This is a genomic window from Streptococcus sp. A69 (genome assembly GCF_058556195.1).
In genome coordinates this window covers 114,711-129,885 of record NZ_JBZUJU010000002.1, presented here as the reverse complement: position 1 = coordinate 129,885, position 15,175 = coordinate 114,711, and the positions used below count along the sequence as shown (strand labels likewise).

Annotated in this window: 13 protein-coding genes; 5 read left to right on the top strand and 8 right to left on the bottom strand. The window is 42.0% G+C overall.

What is annotated here, in order from left to right; translation table 11 throughout:
• Positions 1–434: 434 nt before the first annotated feature.
• Positions 435–2,384 carry a DNA mismatch repair endonuclease MutL gene (gene mutL, locus AC4ME5_RS04625; RefSeq protein WP_491800185.1) on the bottom strand — a complete coding sequence of 650 codons (1,950 nt, stop codon included), beginning with the start codon at positions 2,382–2,384 and terminating at the stop codon, positions 435–437.
• A gap of 208 nt (positions 2,385–2,592) precedes the next feature.
• Between mutL and AC4ME5_RS04620 the strand changes: the two genes are divergently transcribed.
• Both AC4ME5_RS04620 and AC4ME5_RS04615 read left to right on the top strand, forming a co-directional pair.
• A complete protein-coding gene (locus AC4ME5_RS04620) occupies positions 2,593–3,033 on the top strand; it encodes a LytTR family DNA-binding domain-containing protein (protein WP_000861940.1) in 441 nt (146 codons plus the stop codon).
• Complete coding sequence (locus AC4ME5_RS04615) at positions 3,030–3,488, top strand: DUF3021 domain-containing protein (RefSeq protein ID WP_000743973.1); 459 nt, start codon at positions 3,030–3,032, stop codon at positions 3,486–3,488. Before AC4ME5_RS04620 ends, AC4ME5_RS04615 begins: the two co-directional genes overlap by 4 nt.
• Positions 3,489–3,528: 40 nt before the next feature.
• Here AC4ME5_RS04615 and mutS read toward each other — a convergent pair whose 3' ends face one another.
• Complete coding sequence (gene mutS, locus AC4ME5_RS04610; protein ID WP_491800183.1) at positions 3,529–6,063, bottom strand: DNA mismatch repair protein MutS; 2,535 nt, start codon at positions 6,061–6,063, stop codon at positions 3,529–3,531.
• 50 nt (positions 6,064–6,113) lie between these two features.
• Positions 6,114–6,560 carry an arginine repressor gene (argR, locus tag AC4ME5_RS04605; protein ID WP_084911200.1) on the bottom strand — a complete coding sequence of 149 codons (447 nt, stop codon included), beginning with the start codon at positions 6,558–6,560 and terminating at the stop codon, positions 6,114–6,116.
• Between the two features lie 154 nt (positions 6,561–6,714).
• On the opposite strand from argR, the gene argS reads away from it, so the two are divergent.
• The 3 genes from argS to AC4ME5_RS04590 all read left to right on the top strand — a co-directional run bounded on the left by argS (position 6,715) and on the right by AC4ME5_RS04590 (position 10,332).
• Complete coding sequence (gene argS / locus AC4ME5_RS04600; RefSeq protein WP_491800181.1) at positions 6,715–8,406, top strand: arginine--tRNA ligase; 1,692 nt, start codon at positions 6,715–6,717, stop codon at positions 8,404–8,406.
• A 203-nt stretch (positions 8,407–8,609) separates the two neighbouring features.
• Positions 8,610–8,855, top strand: a complete 246-nt coding sequence (locus tag AC4ME5_RS04595; protein WP_000084849.1) for a hypothetical protein — start codon at positions 8,610–8,612, stop codon at positions 8,853–8,855.
• A 214-nt stretch (positions 8,856–9,069) separates the two neighbouring features.
• Positions 9,070–10,332 (top strand): NRAMP family divalent metal transporter, encoded by a 1,263-nt coding sequence (locus AC4ME5_RS04590; protein WP_000084702.1) that lies wholly within the window; start codon positions 9,070–9,072, stop codon positions 10,330–10,332.
• Between the two features lie 81 nt (positions 10,333–10,413).
• Here AC4ME5_RS04590 and nrdI read toward each other — a convergent pair whose 3' ends face one another.
• From nrdI to AC4ME5_RS04565, 5 genes are all read right to left on the bottom strand, one after another.
• Positions 10,414–10,884, bottom strand: coding sequence for a class Ib ribonucleoside-diphosphate reductase assembly flavoprotein NrdI (nrdI, locus tag AC4ME5_RS04585; RefSeq protein WP_007520838.1), 471 nt, complete (start codon positions 10,882–10,884; stop codon positions 10,414–10,416).
• A 77-nt stretch (positions 10,885–10,961) separates the two neighbouring features.
• Positions 10,962–11,495: an ABC transporter permease gene (locus AC4ME5_RS04580; RefSeq protein WP_000740034.1), complete on the bottom strand. Its 534-nt coding sequence runs from the start codon at positions 11,493–11,495 to the stop codon at positions 10,962–10,964.
• 58 nt (positions 11,496–11,553) lie between these two features.
• Complete coding sequence (locus AC4ME5_RS04575; protein ID WP_491800178.1) at positions 11,554–12,840, bottom strand: response regulator transcription factor; 1,287 nt, start codon at positions 12,838–12,840, stop codon at positions 11,554–11,556.
• 11 nt (positions 12,841–12,851) lie between these two features.
• Positions 12,852–14,522, bottom strand: coding sequence for a sensor histidine kinase (locus AC4ME5_RS04570; RefSeq protein ID WP_491800177.1), 1,671 nt, complete (start codon positions 14,520–14,522; stop codon positions 12,852–12,854).
• The gene (locus tag AC4ME5_RS04565) at positions 14,500–15,114 is read right to left on the bottom strand and encodes a YesL family protein (protein WP_000514462.1); all 615 of its coding nucleotides are present in this window, start codon (positions 15,112–15,114) and stop codon (positions 14,500–14,502) included. Before AC4ME5_RS04565 ends, AC4ME5_RS04570 begins: the two co-directional genes overlap by 23 nt.
• Positions 15,115–15,175: the final 61 nt, after the last annotated feature.

Below are 15,175 nucleotides of genomic sequence, written 5' to 3'. Positions count from 1 at the left end.
TCGCAGATTGGTAAAACACAGCTTCGATGTTACAGACAAAACTGACAAAATTAGCTCAAAACACTATTTTGAGATTACTGATAAAACTGACGTGGTTTAAAGAGATTTTTGACGAGTATTCGGAAGAAAAAAGTAAATATTTCTATGATAAAACGCATAGAATCAAGGTTTTTGAATACCTGATTTTATGCGTTTTTCTGATTTTGAAAATTTCCCCCAGATTTTTTTGTATTTTTATACTCAATGAAAATCAAAGAGCAAACTAGGAAACTAGCCGCAGGTTGCTCAAAACACTGTTTTGAGGTTGCAGATAGAACTGACGAAGTCAGCTCAAAGCACTGCTTTGAGGTTGTAGATAAAACTGACGAAGTCAGTTATCTATATATATACGGCAAGGCGACGTTGACGTGGTTTGAAGAGATTTTCGAAGAGTATTAATATTTCCCCAACTCACGAAGACTGGTATGATTTTCCTGAATGCGTCGGAACATTTTTTCCATATCTGACTTGGTAAAATGCACCAAAACGGGACGTCCGTGTGGACAGTTATAGGGATTGTCACACTGAGAAAGCTGATAAAGAAGCTGTCTAGCCGAGTGGTCATCGATGCGATGGTTGGCCTTGATAGACCGCTTGCAGGACATCATAATAGCCAGCTCTGCTCGGTATTTCTTGATCGAAACTTCCTTAGTTAAGAGCAGCATGTCGCACATTTCATAAATGCCAGACTCGATTTCCTCCTCTGCCATCCAAATAGGATGTTCACGCAGGATAAATTGATTTTCTCCGTACTCTGTTAGAAAGACGCCCACTTCCTCTAAAAGTGCCATTCTTTCCTTGAGACGGAGGACATCATCCGCAGGAAATTCAAAGATGTAGGGCACTAGGAGTTGTTGCTGACTCTGGTCAACATTGCCAATACTTTCTCGGTATTCCTCGTACTTAACTCGTTCCTGAGCCGCGTGCTGGTCTATGATGTAGAGTCCATCTCGCCCTTGGGCAAAAAGATAAGTGCCGTGCATTTGTCCAAAAAATTCCAACTCTGGGAAGCTGGATGATTCTTCTCGCTCTAGCTTGTCATAAGCCTTATCGAGGCTAGCAAGATCTAACTCTGGATGGTCTAGTTGGTCGTAGTTAGCAGGCTTTCTCTCTGCAAAATGCAGTTTTGCGGGCTTGATTAGCTGGTCCAAGGTTTCCTTGGCAAACAAGGTTAAGTCCTGTCCTTCATCAGTCAATTCTACTTGATAATCAGCCACCTCAGCTTGACTAGGTTTTGAGAGTTCTGCTTTTTCATAGTAAAGCGTATTTTCTTTGAGTGGGAGAATGGTCTGCTCTACCTTTTGACGATTACGCACGGTCGACTTGGCAAGATTTTCTAAAGCATCAGGTATCAAGGCTTGCTCTTTGAGACTATTAGAAATGGCCTCTGAAAGCAGCGCCATTAGTTCTCTTTCCTTAGAAATCCGCACCTCTTGCTTGGTCGGATGCACATTGACATCAGCCAGATAAGGATCGATATGGATGTGAATGACAGCCAGTGGAAAACGTCCCACCATGAGCTTGCTTCCATAACCGTCAAGAATAGCACGGTTGAGTAGAAAGTTCTTGATATAACGGCCATTGATAAAGAGGCTGATATAGTTACGATTTGCTCGTGTCAATTCAGGCAGAGACACAAAACCTGTAATTTCGAAATCTAAGTCAGAGTTCTCAATTTCAATCATCTTCTTGGCACTCGCCAAACCATAAATCCCTGCGATGGCTTGACGCAGTTGGCCAGTCCCTGCTGTCCGCGTCATTTCCTTGCCATCACTAATCAAGCTAAAAGAAATCTCAGGATGGGCTAACCCTAGACGGTTGACAATATCAATGATATGAGACAGCTCCGCTTGCTGGCTCTTCATATACTTGAGGCGGGCAGGTGTGTTGAAAAAGAGGTCCTCCACACAAACCTTGGTTCCTACAGGACTAGTCGCTGGGATGATTTCCTCAACTTCTCCCCCACGCGCAACGAGCTTGGTCCCATGACTCGCACCATCCACCGCCGTCAACAAAGTCAAGACACTGACAGAAGCGATAGAAGGCAGGGCTTCACCACGAAAACCAAGCGTCCGAATCCGAAAGAGGTCTGCCTGATTTTTTATCTTACTGGTCGCATGGCGACGCAAGGCCAACTCCACCTCATCGTGGGCAATTCCATGACCATTATCGGTGATTTGAATTTTCTTGAGACCAGCTTCTTCAATCTCAATGATAATCTGGCTAGAACCCGCATCAATGGCATTTTCTACCAACTCTTTGACCACACTAGCAGGACGTTCGATAACCTCCCCTGCCGCAATCTGGTTTGCCAACACTTCTGGCAATTCAATAATATGAGACATCTTTCAGCCCCTTTCTGTATCTATTTTCCTAGAAATTGATTAGTGCTATTATACCATATTTCAGATGTTACCAGAAAAAGCAAATACCACATAGACTCCAAATCTCTCCACATAGACAAAAGCTCTTGCCATGGGTCGTAAAATAGTGTTTAATAAAGGTGTACAGGAAGTGATCACAACCTTGTATAACTGAAAAGGAGGGAAATTTATGAAAGTAGAACTACAGATTAAGGAGACTTACGAGGAGGAAAAGCTGATTGTCCAAGCTCCTCAAGAAACTAAAAACGTCCAAAAAATCATCGAATTTGCTGAAAATCTTGACCAAAAAGAAACAATCAAAGGAAAGTTTGAAGATCAGGTCTATCTAGTTAAGATTTGTAAGATACAACGCTTCTATATCGAGAATCGAAAGGTTCTAGCAGAAACTGCATCTCAGACCTACAGCATTGATTTACGACTCTATCAAGTTCTTGAAATCTTACCGACAACTTTTATCCAAATTTCCCAATCTGAAATCGTCAATATCGACTCGATCTCTCATCTCAAACTAACCCCCAACGGCCTGATCGAAATCTTTCTCAAAAACGAAAGCTTCACCTACTCTTCACGCCGTTACCTAAAAACCATCAAGGAGAAATTAGAACTATGAAAAAACAAATCTTTCACGATGCAGCCGCTGGTGTACTCATCGGCCTCATCCTCTCTATCCTCTTTTCACTCATTTATGCACCAAATACCTATGCCCCACTGAGCCCCGAGTCTCTGATCGGCCAAGTGATGGTGCAACATCAGGTTCACGGTGCTCTAGTCTTGCTCTACTGCATGATCATCTGGTCAGCTATCGGCGTTCTCTTTAGCTTTGGTGGTCGTTTATTCAGCCGTGACTGGAGCTTGCTCCGTGCAACACTTTCCCATTTCTTCCTCATGCTGGCTGGCTTTGTCCCACTAGCGACTCTGGCTGGTTGGTTCCCCTTCCACTGGACCTTCTATCTCCAGCTCATTCCAGAGTTTGCGATCGTCTACCTTATCATCTGGGTTATTCTCTATAAAAGAGAAGCTAAAAAAGTAGACCACATCAATCAACTCTTGGCCCATAAAAAGTAATAGAGAAATCCCACTCACAAAGGCGCGAGTGGGATTCTTTTTATAATTTTTGTTTAAACTCAACTAAGACATTCATAGCCTGCATAGGTGTCATATTGTAAACATCCAGTTTAGCTAATTCTGCTAGGATAGGATGTTCTTCAGGCGCATCAAAGAGTGACATCTGTTCTGTGACAGCACTTGTTTCTCTCATCGGAGCAGGACTTTCCGTCCCTTGACTCTCCAGTTGAGTCAATATCTTATCCGCCCTTGCTAAAAGTTCTGCTGGTAAACCAGCAATCTTAGCAACATGGATACCGTAGGATTTGTCAGCTGGCCCTGGTTCGATCTTGTGAAGGAAGGTGACCTGCCCATCCTGCTCCAAGGTTGCCACATGAACATTGACCAAGTGTTCCAAGCTAGACTCCAGACTGGTCAACTCATGGTAGTGGGTCGCAAAGAGGGTTTTGGCTCCGATATGTTCATGAATGTATTCGATGATGGATTGGGCAAGAGCCATCCCGTCATAAGTCGCAGTTCCCCGTCCTAACTCATCAAAGAGAATGAGTGAGTCCTTGGTCGCATGCGAAATGGCATTGTTGGCCTCCATCATCTCTACCATGAAGGTTGATTGACCTGAAACCAAGTCATCTGCTGCTCCGATACGGGTAAAGATAGCATCGAAGATAGGCAAATGGGCGCTTTCTGCCGGCACATACGAGCCTAGCTGGGCCATAACCGCTGTTATGGCTAGCTGACGCATATAGGTAGATTTCCCACTCATGTTTGGCCCTGTAATCAGTTGAATGCTGGTATCTTCTGACATCTGAATGGTATTTGGAATATAAGTCTGAGCACCCATAACTTTTTCAACGACAGCATGACGTCCTTTCTGGATATTGATTTGTGAGTCCTCTCCAAACTCAGGTCGGATCAAATGCTGGGTTTCAGCCACAACTGCTAAACTCTGCAAGACATCGACCGTCGCAATTCCTTGGGCTAAAGCCTGTAAACGCTGGATGTACTTGCTGACTTCCTCACGGATGCGCATAAAGATTTCATACTCTAGGTTGGCTGACTTCTCACGCGCCTCCAACATATCCCCCTCGATACGGGCTAATTCCTCGGTACCGAAGCGTTCCGAGTTTTTCAGCGTCGCCTTGCGGAAAAAGTGGGCTGGCACATTCCCCAGTTGCGAATTGGTCACATGGAAATAGTAGCCATCTTTTTTATTGTAGTCAATCTTAAGCGTGCTGATACCAGAGTTTTCTCTCTCCTTAGCCTCAATCTCTGCAATCCAGCTAGTCCCTTCTCTGAGTACTCGGCGGTATTTATCCAAGGTCTCATCAAATCCCGTCCGAATAATACCACCTTCTGTAATCACATGAGGGGCTTCAGGGGCAATCGCCGCGCTAATCAAGCTCTCCAACTCTGGAATGGCATCCAACTGTGCGATGAGATAGGCCAGAGCAGGTTTCTCCATTCCCTCTAAAATCGCTCGAATCCGTGGCACACTAGATAAGGTAGTCGCCAATTGCAAGAGATCCTTAGGATTGGTCTTGCCAAAAGAAACCCGACTAGCCAAGCGTTCGATATCATAAACACCTTTGAGACTGTCCGTTAAATCACTACGCTCAAAGAAGTGGTCAAGAAAGACCTGCACCACCTCTTGACGCTGGACGATTCGCTCCTTATCAATCAAGGGACGATGAATCCAAGAACGTAAGAGCCGCATACCCATAGCCGTTTTGGTTTCATCCAAAAGCCAGAAAAGACTGCCTTGCTTCTTGCCTGAACGGGCATTCTCAACCAAATCCAGACTAGCCTTGGTCGCATAATCCATCTGCAAGAAATCTTTGATTTCATAGCGGATAACTGGTTTGAGATGGTTCAATTCCCGCATCTGGGTACGGTGAACATACTGGAGCAGCTTACTAGCTGCCGCTTGCTCCACAGCTGCCAGTCGTGGATCGAGTAAATGGACATCCTCAAAGCCTTCCTTCTCATAGGAAAGCACAAGATTCATCTGACGGCTGAGGATTTGTTCTTCTTCCTCAGACAAGTCATAACCCAGCACCACTTCTCGAGCCTTGAGGTTACGGATTTCCCCACAAACGAGAGTAAAATCCAATAAACCTGTCACATAAAAATCACCTGTCACTAGATCCATATAAGCCAAGCCAAATTGATTGCCATCACGATCTAAGGCAACCAAGAAATTATTCTGACTATCCGGCTTACTGCTATCGACGACCGTTCCAGGTGTGATGACCTGGACCACCTCTCGCTTGACAACACCGACTGCTTGTTTGGGATCTTCCATCTGTTCGGCTATGGCCACCTTATAGCCCTGCTCGATCAATACGTCGATATACTGCTGGGCAGAATGATAGGGGACGCCCGCCATGGGTATCGGATTTTCTGCATTTTTATTCCGACTCGTTAAGGAAATTTCTAAAATCTGCGCTGCATTGATTGCATCTTCATAGAACAACTCGTAAAAATCACCCATCCGAAAAAGCAAAAAAGCATCTGGGTATTGTTTTTTAATATCCACATACTGTTGCATGCCGGGTGATAGCTTTTCTGTTGCCATTTTCCGTCTCTCCTTGTTAAAAATAAGTCTTGAGAGCAACTCCCAAGACCTTATTTATCTTTCATCAAATCTAGCAAACGATCTTCCATCAGCTTGGCAACGTGCTGGTCTCGACAAATAACCAATAAGGTATTAGCACCAGCAACCGTTCCTAAAATCCATTCATCCTTGTTTGCATCTACAATGTTTGCTAAGACTGCAGCTTCCCCAAGTTTGGTATGAAGTACCAAGGTGAACTCTGCTCTTGCAACTCCTTCTAAATGATGAGACAAAAATTCAACTAAATCAATCTTATCTGTCTCATTTGCTAGTACATAATACACCATATCATTTTTCTTGATCTTGGTCAAGCCGATTTCACGCAAATCACGTGACAAAGTCGTTTGTGTCACATAAACATTACGAGCTTCTAAACGATCTTGAATCTCTTTTTGTGTCCCAAGTTTTTCTTCGGTGATCATCTTTTTAATCAATTGATGCCGTTCTCTTTTTCTCATGTTATCCTCTTAAGTGAATATTTATAACAAATTTTACATTTATTTTATAACTATATTATACCAAAAAAAATAGAGAATTCAAAAAAATTCTTTTCTTTCTCAAAAAATGTAGTAAATTGTGTTAAAATAGTAAAAAAGCCCAAAAGGAGCCCTTATGAATACAAAAGAATTGATTGCTAGCGAGTTGGCTAGCGTCATTGATAGCCTGGATCAAGAGGCTATTTTAAATTTACTAGAAACACCTAAAAACTCAGAAATGGGAGACATCGCCTTCCCTGCCTTTTCTCTAGCAAAGGTCGAGCGTAAAGCTCCGCAAATAATTGCAGCAGATATTGCTGAAAAAATTAATAGTCAGGCCTTTGAAAAGGTTGTTGCTACAGGACCTTACGTCAACTTTTTCCTTGATAAAAGTGCTATTTCGGCTCAAGTATTACAGGATGTTATCACTGAAAAAGAGCACTATGCTGACCAAACCATTGGCAAGCAAGAAAATATCGTTATCGATATGTCTAGTCCCAATATCGCTAAACCATTCTCTATTGGGCACTTGCGTTCAACGGTTATCGGAGATAGCTTATCACATATTTTCCAAAAGATCGGCTATCAAACAGTCAAGGTCAACCACCTAGGAGACTGGGGTAAACAGTTTGGAATGTTGATCGTTGCCTACAAGAAATGGGGAAGCGAGGAAGCTATTAAAGCTCATCCAATCGATGAACTTCTTAAACTCTACGTTCGCATCAACGCTGAAGCTGAAAAGGATCCTAGCTTGGATGAAGAAGCACGCGAATGGTTCCGCAAACTGGAAAATGGAGATGAGGAAGCTCTCGCTCTCTGGCAATGGTTCCGTGATGAAAGTTTGGTGGAATTTAACCGCCTTTACAATGAATTGCAAGTCGAATTTGACAGTTACAACGGGGAAGCCTTCTACAATGATAAGATGGATGCTGTTGTAGACATTCTTGCTGAAAAAGGACTTCTTGTTGAGTCAGAAGGAGCCCAAGTCGTTAATCTTGAGAAATATGGAATTGAACATCCAGCCCTTATCAAGAAATCTGATGGGGCAACTCTCTATATCACTCGTGATTTGGCTGCAGCCCTTTACCGTAAAAACAAATACCAATTTGCTAAATCTATCTACGTCGTTGGCCAAGAACAATCTGCCCACTTCAAACAACTCAAGGCAGTATTACAAGAGATGGGCTACGATTGGAGTCAAGACATTGTCCATGTTCCATTTGGATTGGTAACAAAAGAAGGGAAAAAACTCTCTACTCGTAAAGGAAATGTCATCTTGCTAGAACCGACTATCGCTGAGGCTGTTAGTCGTGCCAAGGCCCAAATCGAAGCGAAAAATCCTGAGTTAGAAAATAAAGACCAGGTTGCCCATGCTGTTGGAGTTGGGGCTATCAAGTTCTATGATCTTAAGACCGACCGTACAAATGGATATGACTTTGACCTTGAAGCTATGGTATCCTTTGAAGGAGAAACTGGACCTTACGTTCAATACGCCTACGCTCGTATCCAATCTATCTTGCGCAAAGCCGATTTCAAACCAAATACGGCTGGCAACTACAGCCTGAATGATGCTGAAAGCTGGGAAATCATTAAACTACTCCAAGACTTCCCACGTATTATCAATCGTGCAGCAGATAATTTTGAACCTTCTATCATTGCGAAATTTGCGATTAGTTTGGCTCAAGCATTTAACAAATATTATGCACATACACGTATCCTAGATGAAAGTCCTGAGCGCGACAGTCGTCTGGCCCTCAGCTACGCAACCGCAGTCGTCCTCAAAGAAGCTCTTCGTTTGCTCGGGGTAGAAGCGCCAGAGAAGATGTGATTCAGTACTAACAATTGGAACTAAAGTTCCTAATTGTTAGACGCTAGCCGCCTTTATGCGGACTAGCTAACTGCTTCACTAGTCATGGCCCCTAAATATAATCGATTTAGAGTCCATGACGTCGTAACTACGGTGATTTGGTTAGGCGCTTCACTAATTCGATCTATTCACTACTATTTCTTTATCATACATGGAGATTTCCTATGAGCCAATATGCTTATATCCTCGTTATAATTAGCTTGGTTTTCCTTTTTCTGCTCAATAAGTACGAGAAAGAAAGACTGCAAAAGCTCTACCAAGAGCAACTCTTGAAGGATGAAATATTTAAGGCTGACATCAAAGAGAAAATTCACACGACTGACAACATCAATGATGTCATTGCACATATCAATAAAACTTACCATCTGGGAATGTTGCTCTCAAAAGACGTCACAGATCAATTGAAATAATCAAAATCCGAGAAGCTTTCTTCTCGGATTTTTATTCGCCCTAGTCAACGTCATCCCCTTGAAACAGCCACAGTTATTTTCATATGATTTTTGTGAATTTTTTCAGGATTTTCTAACTTTTTTCAAAATATTCTTGCATTTCTTTTAAGTTTTTTGTAGAATAGTAGCTATCTATTCAGATTATTCTGAAAATTCAAAAATAGGAGCGTTTATTATGTCACAAGTTACGTTATCAAACCAGTCAACCTGGGCAAGCAAACTAAAGGCAATGGGACCAGGAATCCTCATGGCTTCTGCCGCCGTTGGAGGTTCTCACATTGTATCCTCTACTCAAGCTGGTGGTTCTTATGGTTGGTCACTACTCCTCTTGGTTATCTTGGCCAATGTTTTTAAATACCCATTTTTCCGTTTTGGCGCCGAATATACTGCTGACACTGGTAAAACCTTGGTCGAAGGCTATGCCGAAAAAGGAAAAATCTATCTCTGGATTTTCTTTGTCCTCAATGTTTTCTCTGCCATGGTCAACACAGCTGGAGTCGCTATCCTTTGCTCAGCCATCATCGCTAGCGCCTTCCCAATGATTGGCCTTAGCATCACTCAGTGGTCCCTGATCCTTGTTGCAGTCATTTGGGCCATGCTACTATTTGGTGGCTACAAACTATTGGATGGTATGGCAAAATGGATCATGTCTGCTTTGACTATTGCAACTGTTCTTGCAGTTATCATTGCAGCAATTAAGCATCCAGAATACAGCTCTGATTTTGTCGAGAAGACACCTTGGCAAATGGCAGCCCTCCCTTTTATCGTTTCCCTCCTAGGATGGATGCCTGCCCCTATTGAAATTTCAGCCATCAACTCACTCTGGTCTGCTGAAAAGAAAAAGACTGTCAACTTTAATACAGAGGACGCCCTTTTCGACTTTAACGTTGGTTACATTGGAACTGCTATCCTGGCTGTATTCTTTGTAGCACTCGGAGCACTCATTCAGTATCCTACAGGACAAGCAGTTGAGGCCGCTTCAGCCAAATACATCTCTCAATTCGTGGGTATGTATGCCTCTGTTCTTGGAGAATGGTCCCGTTACTTGATCACCTTCATCGCCTTTCTCTGTATCTTTGGAACAGTCATTACTGTTATCGATGGCTATTCCCGCGTTAATCAGGTTTCCCTACGACTCTTGTTAAGTCAAAAAGAGGATGATAGCAAATCTTTGAACATCTGGATGACCCTCACAGCTGTTATCGGTATCATCATCATCAAGTTCTTTGCTGGTCAAGTATCAACTATGCTTCGCTTCGCCATGATTGGTTCTTTCCTGACAACACCATTCTTCGCTCTTTTGAACTATGTATTGGTGACACGTGAAAATAAAAATCTTCCTTCTTGGCTAAAACTCCTCGCTATCGCAGGATTGATTTTCCTCTTTGGCTTTGCTATTTTCTTTATCTATGCACTTGCCATCGGAAAAGCAGGATAGTTTATAAAATGGCACCCTTACGGGGTGCTTTTTGTATACTCAAAAAGCAGTTGACAATCTCAACTGCCCCTCAGTACTACTTTATTTTTCTGTTTCTAACTCATACAAGTCTGCAATGATCGCTGCGACCTTTTTAATATCTCCCAGCATACCACGCATTTCAAAGTCAGCCAAAACTGGGAAACCAAAGCGCTGACTATACTGCTTGGCTGTCAGGCAGTATTGATTGTTAAAATTACGATTACCAGAACCGACTACCCCAAAACACTTACTAGCATTGTCCCCATAGGCGATAAAGTCGCCCAGTGGAGTTGTTAAAATCTCGACATCGCCGTTATCGACACCATTTCCACCTTCCAGATAGGTCGGCAAGAAAGCGATATAGGGATGTTCCATTTCAAAGAATTCTTGACCTTCCTTGACTAGGTCCTTGATATGGATTTTTTGGACCTCAATCCCTTCGTACTGGGACAAGAGATAGTCCTTGAGTCGGGTTACAAAACTTTCTGTATTCCCACTCAGACTGATATACACTAAGGATATTTTTTTCATGTTGACCTCGATTTTTATGTTTACGATATAAAAAGAACTACCAAAATTGTAACTTGATAGTTCTTTTTTGTCAATACTTAGGCAGCTTCTTCTGCTTCAACTTCCTCAGCCAAGTCCTTTTGTTGGCGCCACATCTTGTAAAAGACTAAGGCTAAAAAGAGAACATTGATGATGATGAACAAAATATTCGTTCCTTTTGCTAATGCTCCCATTCCTAAGCCAAGGGCACTATCTTTGATTAATTGAACCGCATCTTGAACGTTCATATAGCTATAAACCAAACCAACAATAGCTAGTAGAACATAGCCAACATAAGTATAGTTTGCGAATTGTACGTTTTTACGTACGAGAAATACAAAGGCTACTACAACTAAAATTGCAGATAAAATAATCAACAACATATTAAAAATAGAGTGAGAGGATTCTGATACTTTGTAAGTATAGTTGACCGTGTCTTCTAATTGCTGGGCAGTGAGCGTCCCGCTATTTGCCAGGCTAGCACGAAGAGCATCTTTACTTGGCAATGGACTCAAGATTCCAAATAGTGACATAGATGAAATAAGGGCTGATAGAACTAACAAGACCCAAAGATAAATAGGATTCTTTTTCATGTTTTCCTCCATAAGATATTTTGAACATTATAGCATTTTTTGTACAGGAATACAACTTTTACAAGCTGGTTTCAACTTGTTTCCGATAGGCTTTCGGTGATTTTCCGCACAATTTACGGAAAACCTTGTAGAAATATCCAACATTACTGTAGCCAACTGCATAGCAAATATCTTCGATGCTATCACTGGTCGAAAGTAAGAGTTGCTGCGCCGCCTTAATTCGCTGTTTATTGAGCAATTCCGCAAAGGTTGAATTGGTTTCTCTCTTGATTAGCTGACCGAGATAGACAGGATTGATAAAGAGATCCTTGCTAATATCCTTAAGTGAGAGCTCTTTCTGATAATCACGCCCAATCACTTCCAGAACGCTGACCACATTTTCATTCATGTGGTACTGGCCAAAAAACTTGGTCAAGGTTTCTTTGATATAGGCAACCAATTCTTCAAAGGAGTTAATGGCATGGATAGCTTTGACTATCTCGGTCATATCATCTGCTTTTAGATGTTCAAACAAATGAAAGACATCCATGACAAACTGAGTGAAGAGCTGCTTCGTGATGGCCACGCGCGGGGTATTTTCCAAGACGACCTTCTCTAGCAGGGTTAATTCTTCGATGATTTGATTGATATTCCCTTGGATAATCACCCGGTAAATCGGCTCGTAATAAGCAAACAAACTCTCGGATTTTTCTAGATTAACTGAACCGTAGAAGAGGGCTTTTTCAGCGTTGATCTTCCAATTCTCAAAGGACTGCTGGTAGGGTGCTTCAAATGGTGTCACAACGATACCATCGAGCGGTTGATCAGAGATAAAAATCTGCCAATCTTGTCCCAAAACATAGTAAGGAATGGTAAAAGAACCCTGCTTTTCCTTTGAAAGTCCTATCCACCAGTTTTCTTTCCCTGCTAAGAAACTGATAAAGCCTTCTTCATCTAATTCTTGACTGAGGGTCTGACTTTGCTCCACCTTTTCCTGAAGCTGGCTCGCAATTTTTTCTAATAAATTGCCCAACTCCACCTTGTCTACTGGCTTGACCAGATAATCCACGACACTAAGATTCATGGCTTTTTTGACGTAATCAAACTCCTGATAACCAGACAGCAAGATATAATAGGTATCTGGAAGTAGCTCTTTCATTTCCTTAATCATCTCAAGTCCAGTCTTATCTGGCATGTTGACATCGGAAATGACCACATCCACTGGATTTTCCTTGACGTAGTCCAAAGCATCATCTGCGTGATTAGCTGTTGCGACGACTTGCATATCCCATTTTTCAAAGGGGATTAATCGCTTGAGCCCCTCTGTCACCATGTACTCATCGTCTACTAATAAAACTTTATACATTTCTACCCTTTCTATTCATCCTGGATAGTGATATGGTAACGAACACCTTCTTGCTCAGCTGACTCTACACTGATTTGGTAGCGATCCCCAAAGTAGAGAACAAAGCGTTCGTGTACATTTACTATTCCAATTGATTGCCGCTCTCCACTGTAGCTTGCCTCGTGTTCAAAACTTCGCTGAGCTAATTTTTCTTGCAAGCTAGCTAGTTTCTCAGAGGACATTCCTCGACCATTGTCTTCTACTAGGATTTCAACGAAGCCTTGACCCTTCAAGGCTTTGATACTGATGACATTATCCGTTCTGCGATGGTCAACACCATGGGCAAAGTAGTTTTCTACTAATGGTTGGAGTGTAAATTTTGGAATTCTCATTTCTTCCAATTCTGGTGCAATCTTGAAACCATAAGCAATGGATTTAGGATAACGTACCATACAGAGATAGCTATATTTTCGGCAAAATTCCAACTCCTGCTTCAAGGTCGTTTCCCGCTCGTCGGAGATATTGTTGCGTAACAAACTACTAAATTCATAAATAATATCTGCCAGTTCATCCTGACTTGCCATAACGGCATACATCCGTAAAAACTCTAGAGTATTGTACATAAAGTGAGGATTGATTTGAGCTTGTAGAGCTCTCATATTGGCATCCTTTTGACTGAGCTCTAGCTGATAGATATCGTGGATATTTTTTTCCAGGCGATCCAACATATCATTGGTTGTTTCTGCAATGAGAAGCAACTCTTGGTCTTTTTCAGAGGTATCAATTCGAAGTCCTTCTTCTCCTTGAGCAATCACCTCGATAGAATCTACTAGATCTACGACCTGTTTTTGGTAATTTGAGAAAGTCTGTCTAAGAGTCACGTACAAAATGATGATAAAGAGGATACTTAGTCCAATAATAATAGCTGAACTCGTCAAAGTTCCAGTAAGAACAAAATTTTTAGGAACAGCAGCTCGAACCTGATAACCGTGAGAGGTAACACCTACAAACCAGTTTTCTCGCTCGGCTGATACCTTCTCCCCAATATGGAACATCTCGGTCTCAAAAGGAGAAGTTACTGTTACAGCCATTGGGATATGACCCCGAGTATTGTCAATAGCACCATGTAAAACATCTGGCGATAGGGAGATATAGATCACTCCTAAATCCTTGTCAGACACAGGATCAGAAACGGGAATGGCAAAACTGTTGGCTGTCGGCTTAAAATCCTCCGCAGGGACTTTCTCTCCGCTGCGTTTTTCTCTAGTAGAAACATACACTTCCTTATAGTCCTGAAGGACAATAGCCACTCCAGTCACAAAATCATTCCGAACATAGATATTATCAATATTTTCATACAGGGAAACAGAGACATAAGGCGAAGTTTTACGCTCTAATTGCCAATAGAAATAGTCTGGGGTGCTAAGACTGAAATACTTGTAAATCCCTTCAATTCGGGCTTGATTTTCAACCAAAGACTGAGCGAGTTGGGTTGACTCTCTGTGATAATATTCCACTTCACTCACTGTCCGAGTAGTCACACGTTCTGCAACCCGTTGGGCTTCTTTCTCACGTGAATCCCAGTCAGCATACGAGAGCATAATCGCAAAACTGGCAATGATCACAATCATAACCAAACTATAAATCCGTAAAAGAGAGTGAAGCCAGAACTGCTTCATTCTATTTTGTCGCCAATTTTTCATGGATACTTTCATAAATAGGTTCCAACATATCACTGATAAAGAAATGCCACATTCCAATTCCTACAAAAAAGAGCAAGGCAGGCATATAATAACCAACTCCTACAAGGAGAGCGGACCCGAGTAAAACCTTGGTAATCGCAGGTAAGCTCATGAAAATCCCGATAAGGGACAGTTTCAAAGTATTTTGGTAGGATAAATCAAAGTACACCTGAAGTTTCAAGGAAACAGTGTAGGCTAGAAAGACAAGAGCAACTACAAGGACATTGAGAAAGGTCGCCAAGAGGTGGAAAATCGTCTGGTGGGGCAATTGAACTAGAAGATACAAACCATAAACCAGTACAAGATCCACAAACACAAAACTATAGAAAGTCAGATTGCTCTTGACAAAATTGCTCTTATACAATTCCCAAGCTTCCTTCAAATGGTATGCTCGATAGGTATAACCGTGCTCCGCATACAAACTCATAAGGGTGGCACTAGCTGGTGCCAAACCAAAGACCACTCCTCCTGCTAGTGTTAATAGCCAGAAATAAGCTGTCGCAATCATTCCTAAAAAGATACGATTAAAGACGAATTCTAGAAATTTTCCCATGTTACTCTCCTTAAACTAACAATGTAACCATTATATCATATTTCAAGCGTTTTCAAAAATA

Excerpts from the sequence above, each read along its gene's own strand:
- mutL (WP_491800185.1), bottom strand. The coding sequence starts at position 2,384 with ATGTCTCATATTATTGAATTGCCAGAAGTGTTGGCAAACCAGATTGCG.
- AC4ME5_RS04620 (WP_000861940.1), top strand. The coding sequence starts at position 2,593 with ATGAAAGTAGAACTACAGATTAAGGAGACTTACGAGGAGGAAAAGCTG.
- AC4ME5_RS04615 (WP_000743973.1), top strand. The coding sequence starts at position 3,030 with ATGAAAAAACAAATCTTTCACGATGCAGCCGCTGGTGTACTCATCGGC.
- mutS (WP_491800183.1), bottom strand. The coding sequence starts at position 6,063 with ATGGCAACAGAAAAGCTATCACCCGGCATGCAACAGTATGTGGATATT.
- argR (WP_084911200.1), bottom strand. The coding sequence starts at position 6,560 with ATGAGAAAAAGAGAACGGCATCAATTGATTAAAAAGATGATCACCGAA.
- argS (WP_491800181.1), top strand. The coding sequence starts at position 6,715 with ATGAATACAAAAGAATTGATTGCTAGCGAGTTGGCTAGCGTCATTGAT.
- AC4ME5_RS04595 (WP_000084849.1), top strand. The coding sequence starts at position 8,610 with ATGAGCCAATATGCTTATATCCTCGTTATAATTAGCTTGGTTTTCCTT.
- AC4ME5_RS04590 (WP_000084702.1), top strand. The coding sequence starts at position 9,070 with ATGTCACAAGTTACGTTATCAAACCAGTCAACCTGGGCAAGCAAACTA.
- nrdI (WP_007520838.1), bottom strand. The coding sequence starts at position 10,884 with ATGAAAAAAATATCCTTAGTGTATATCAGTCTGAGTGGGAATACAGAA.
- AC4ME5_RS04580 (WP_000740034.1), bottom strand. The coding sequence starts at position 11,495 with ATGAAAAAGAATCCTATTTATCTTTGGGTCTTGTTAGTTCTATCAGCC.
- AC4ME5_RS04575 (WP_491800178.1), bottom strand. The coding sequence starts at position 12,840 with ATGTATAAAGTTTTATTAGTAGACGATGAGTACATGGTGACAGAGGGG.
- AC4ME5_RS04570 (WP_491800177.1), bottom strand. The coding sequence starts at position 14,522 with ATGAAAAATTGGCGACAAAATAGAATGAAGCAGTTCTGGCTTCACTCT.
- AC4ME5_RS04565 (WP_000514462.1), bottom strand. The coding sequence starts at position 15,114 with ATGGGAAAATTTCTAGAATTCGTCTTTAATCGTATCTTTTTAGGAATG.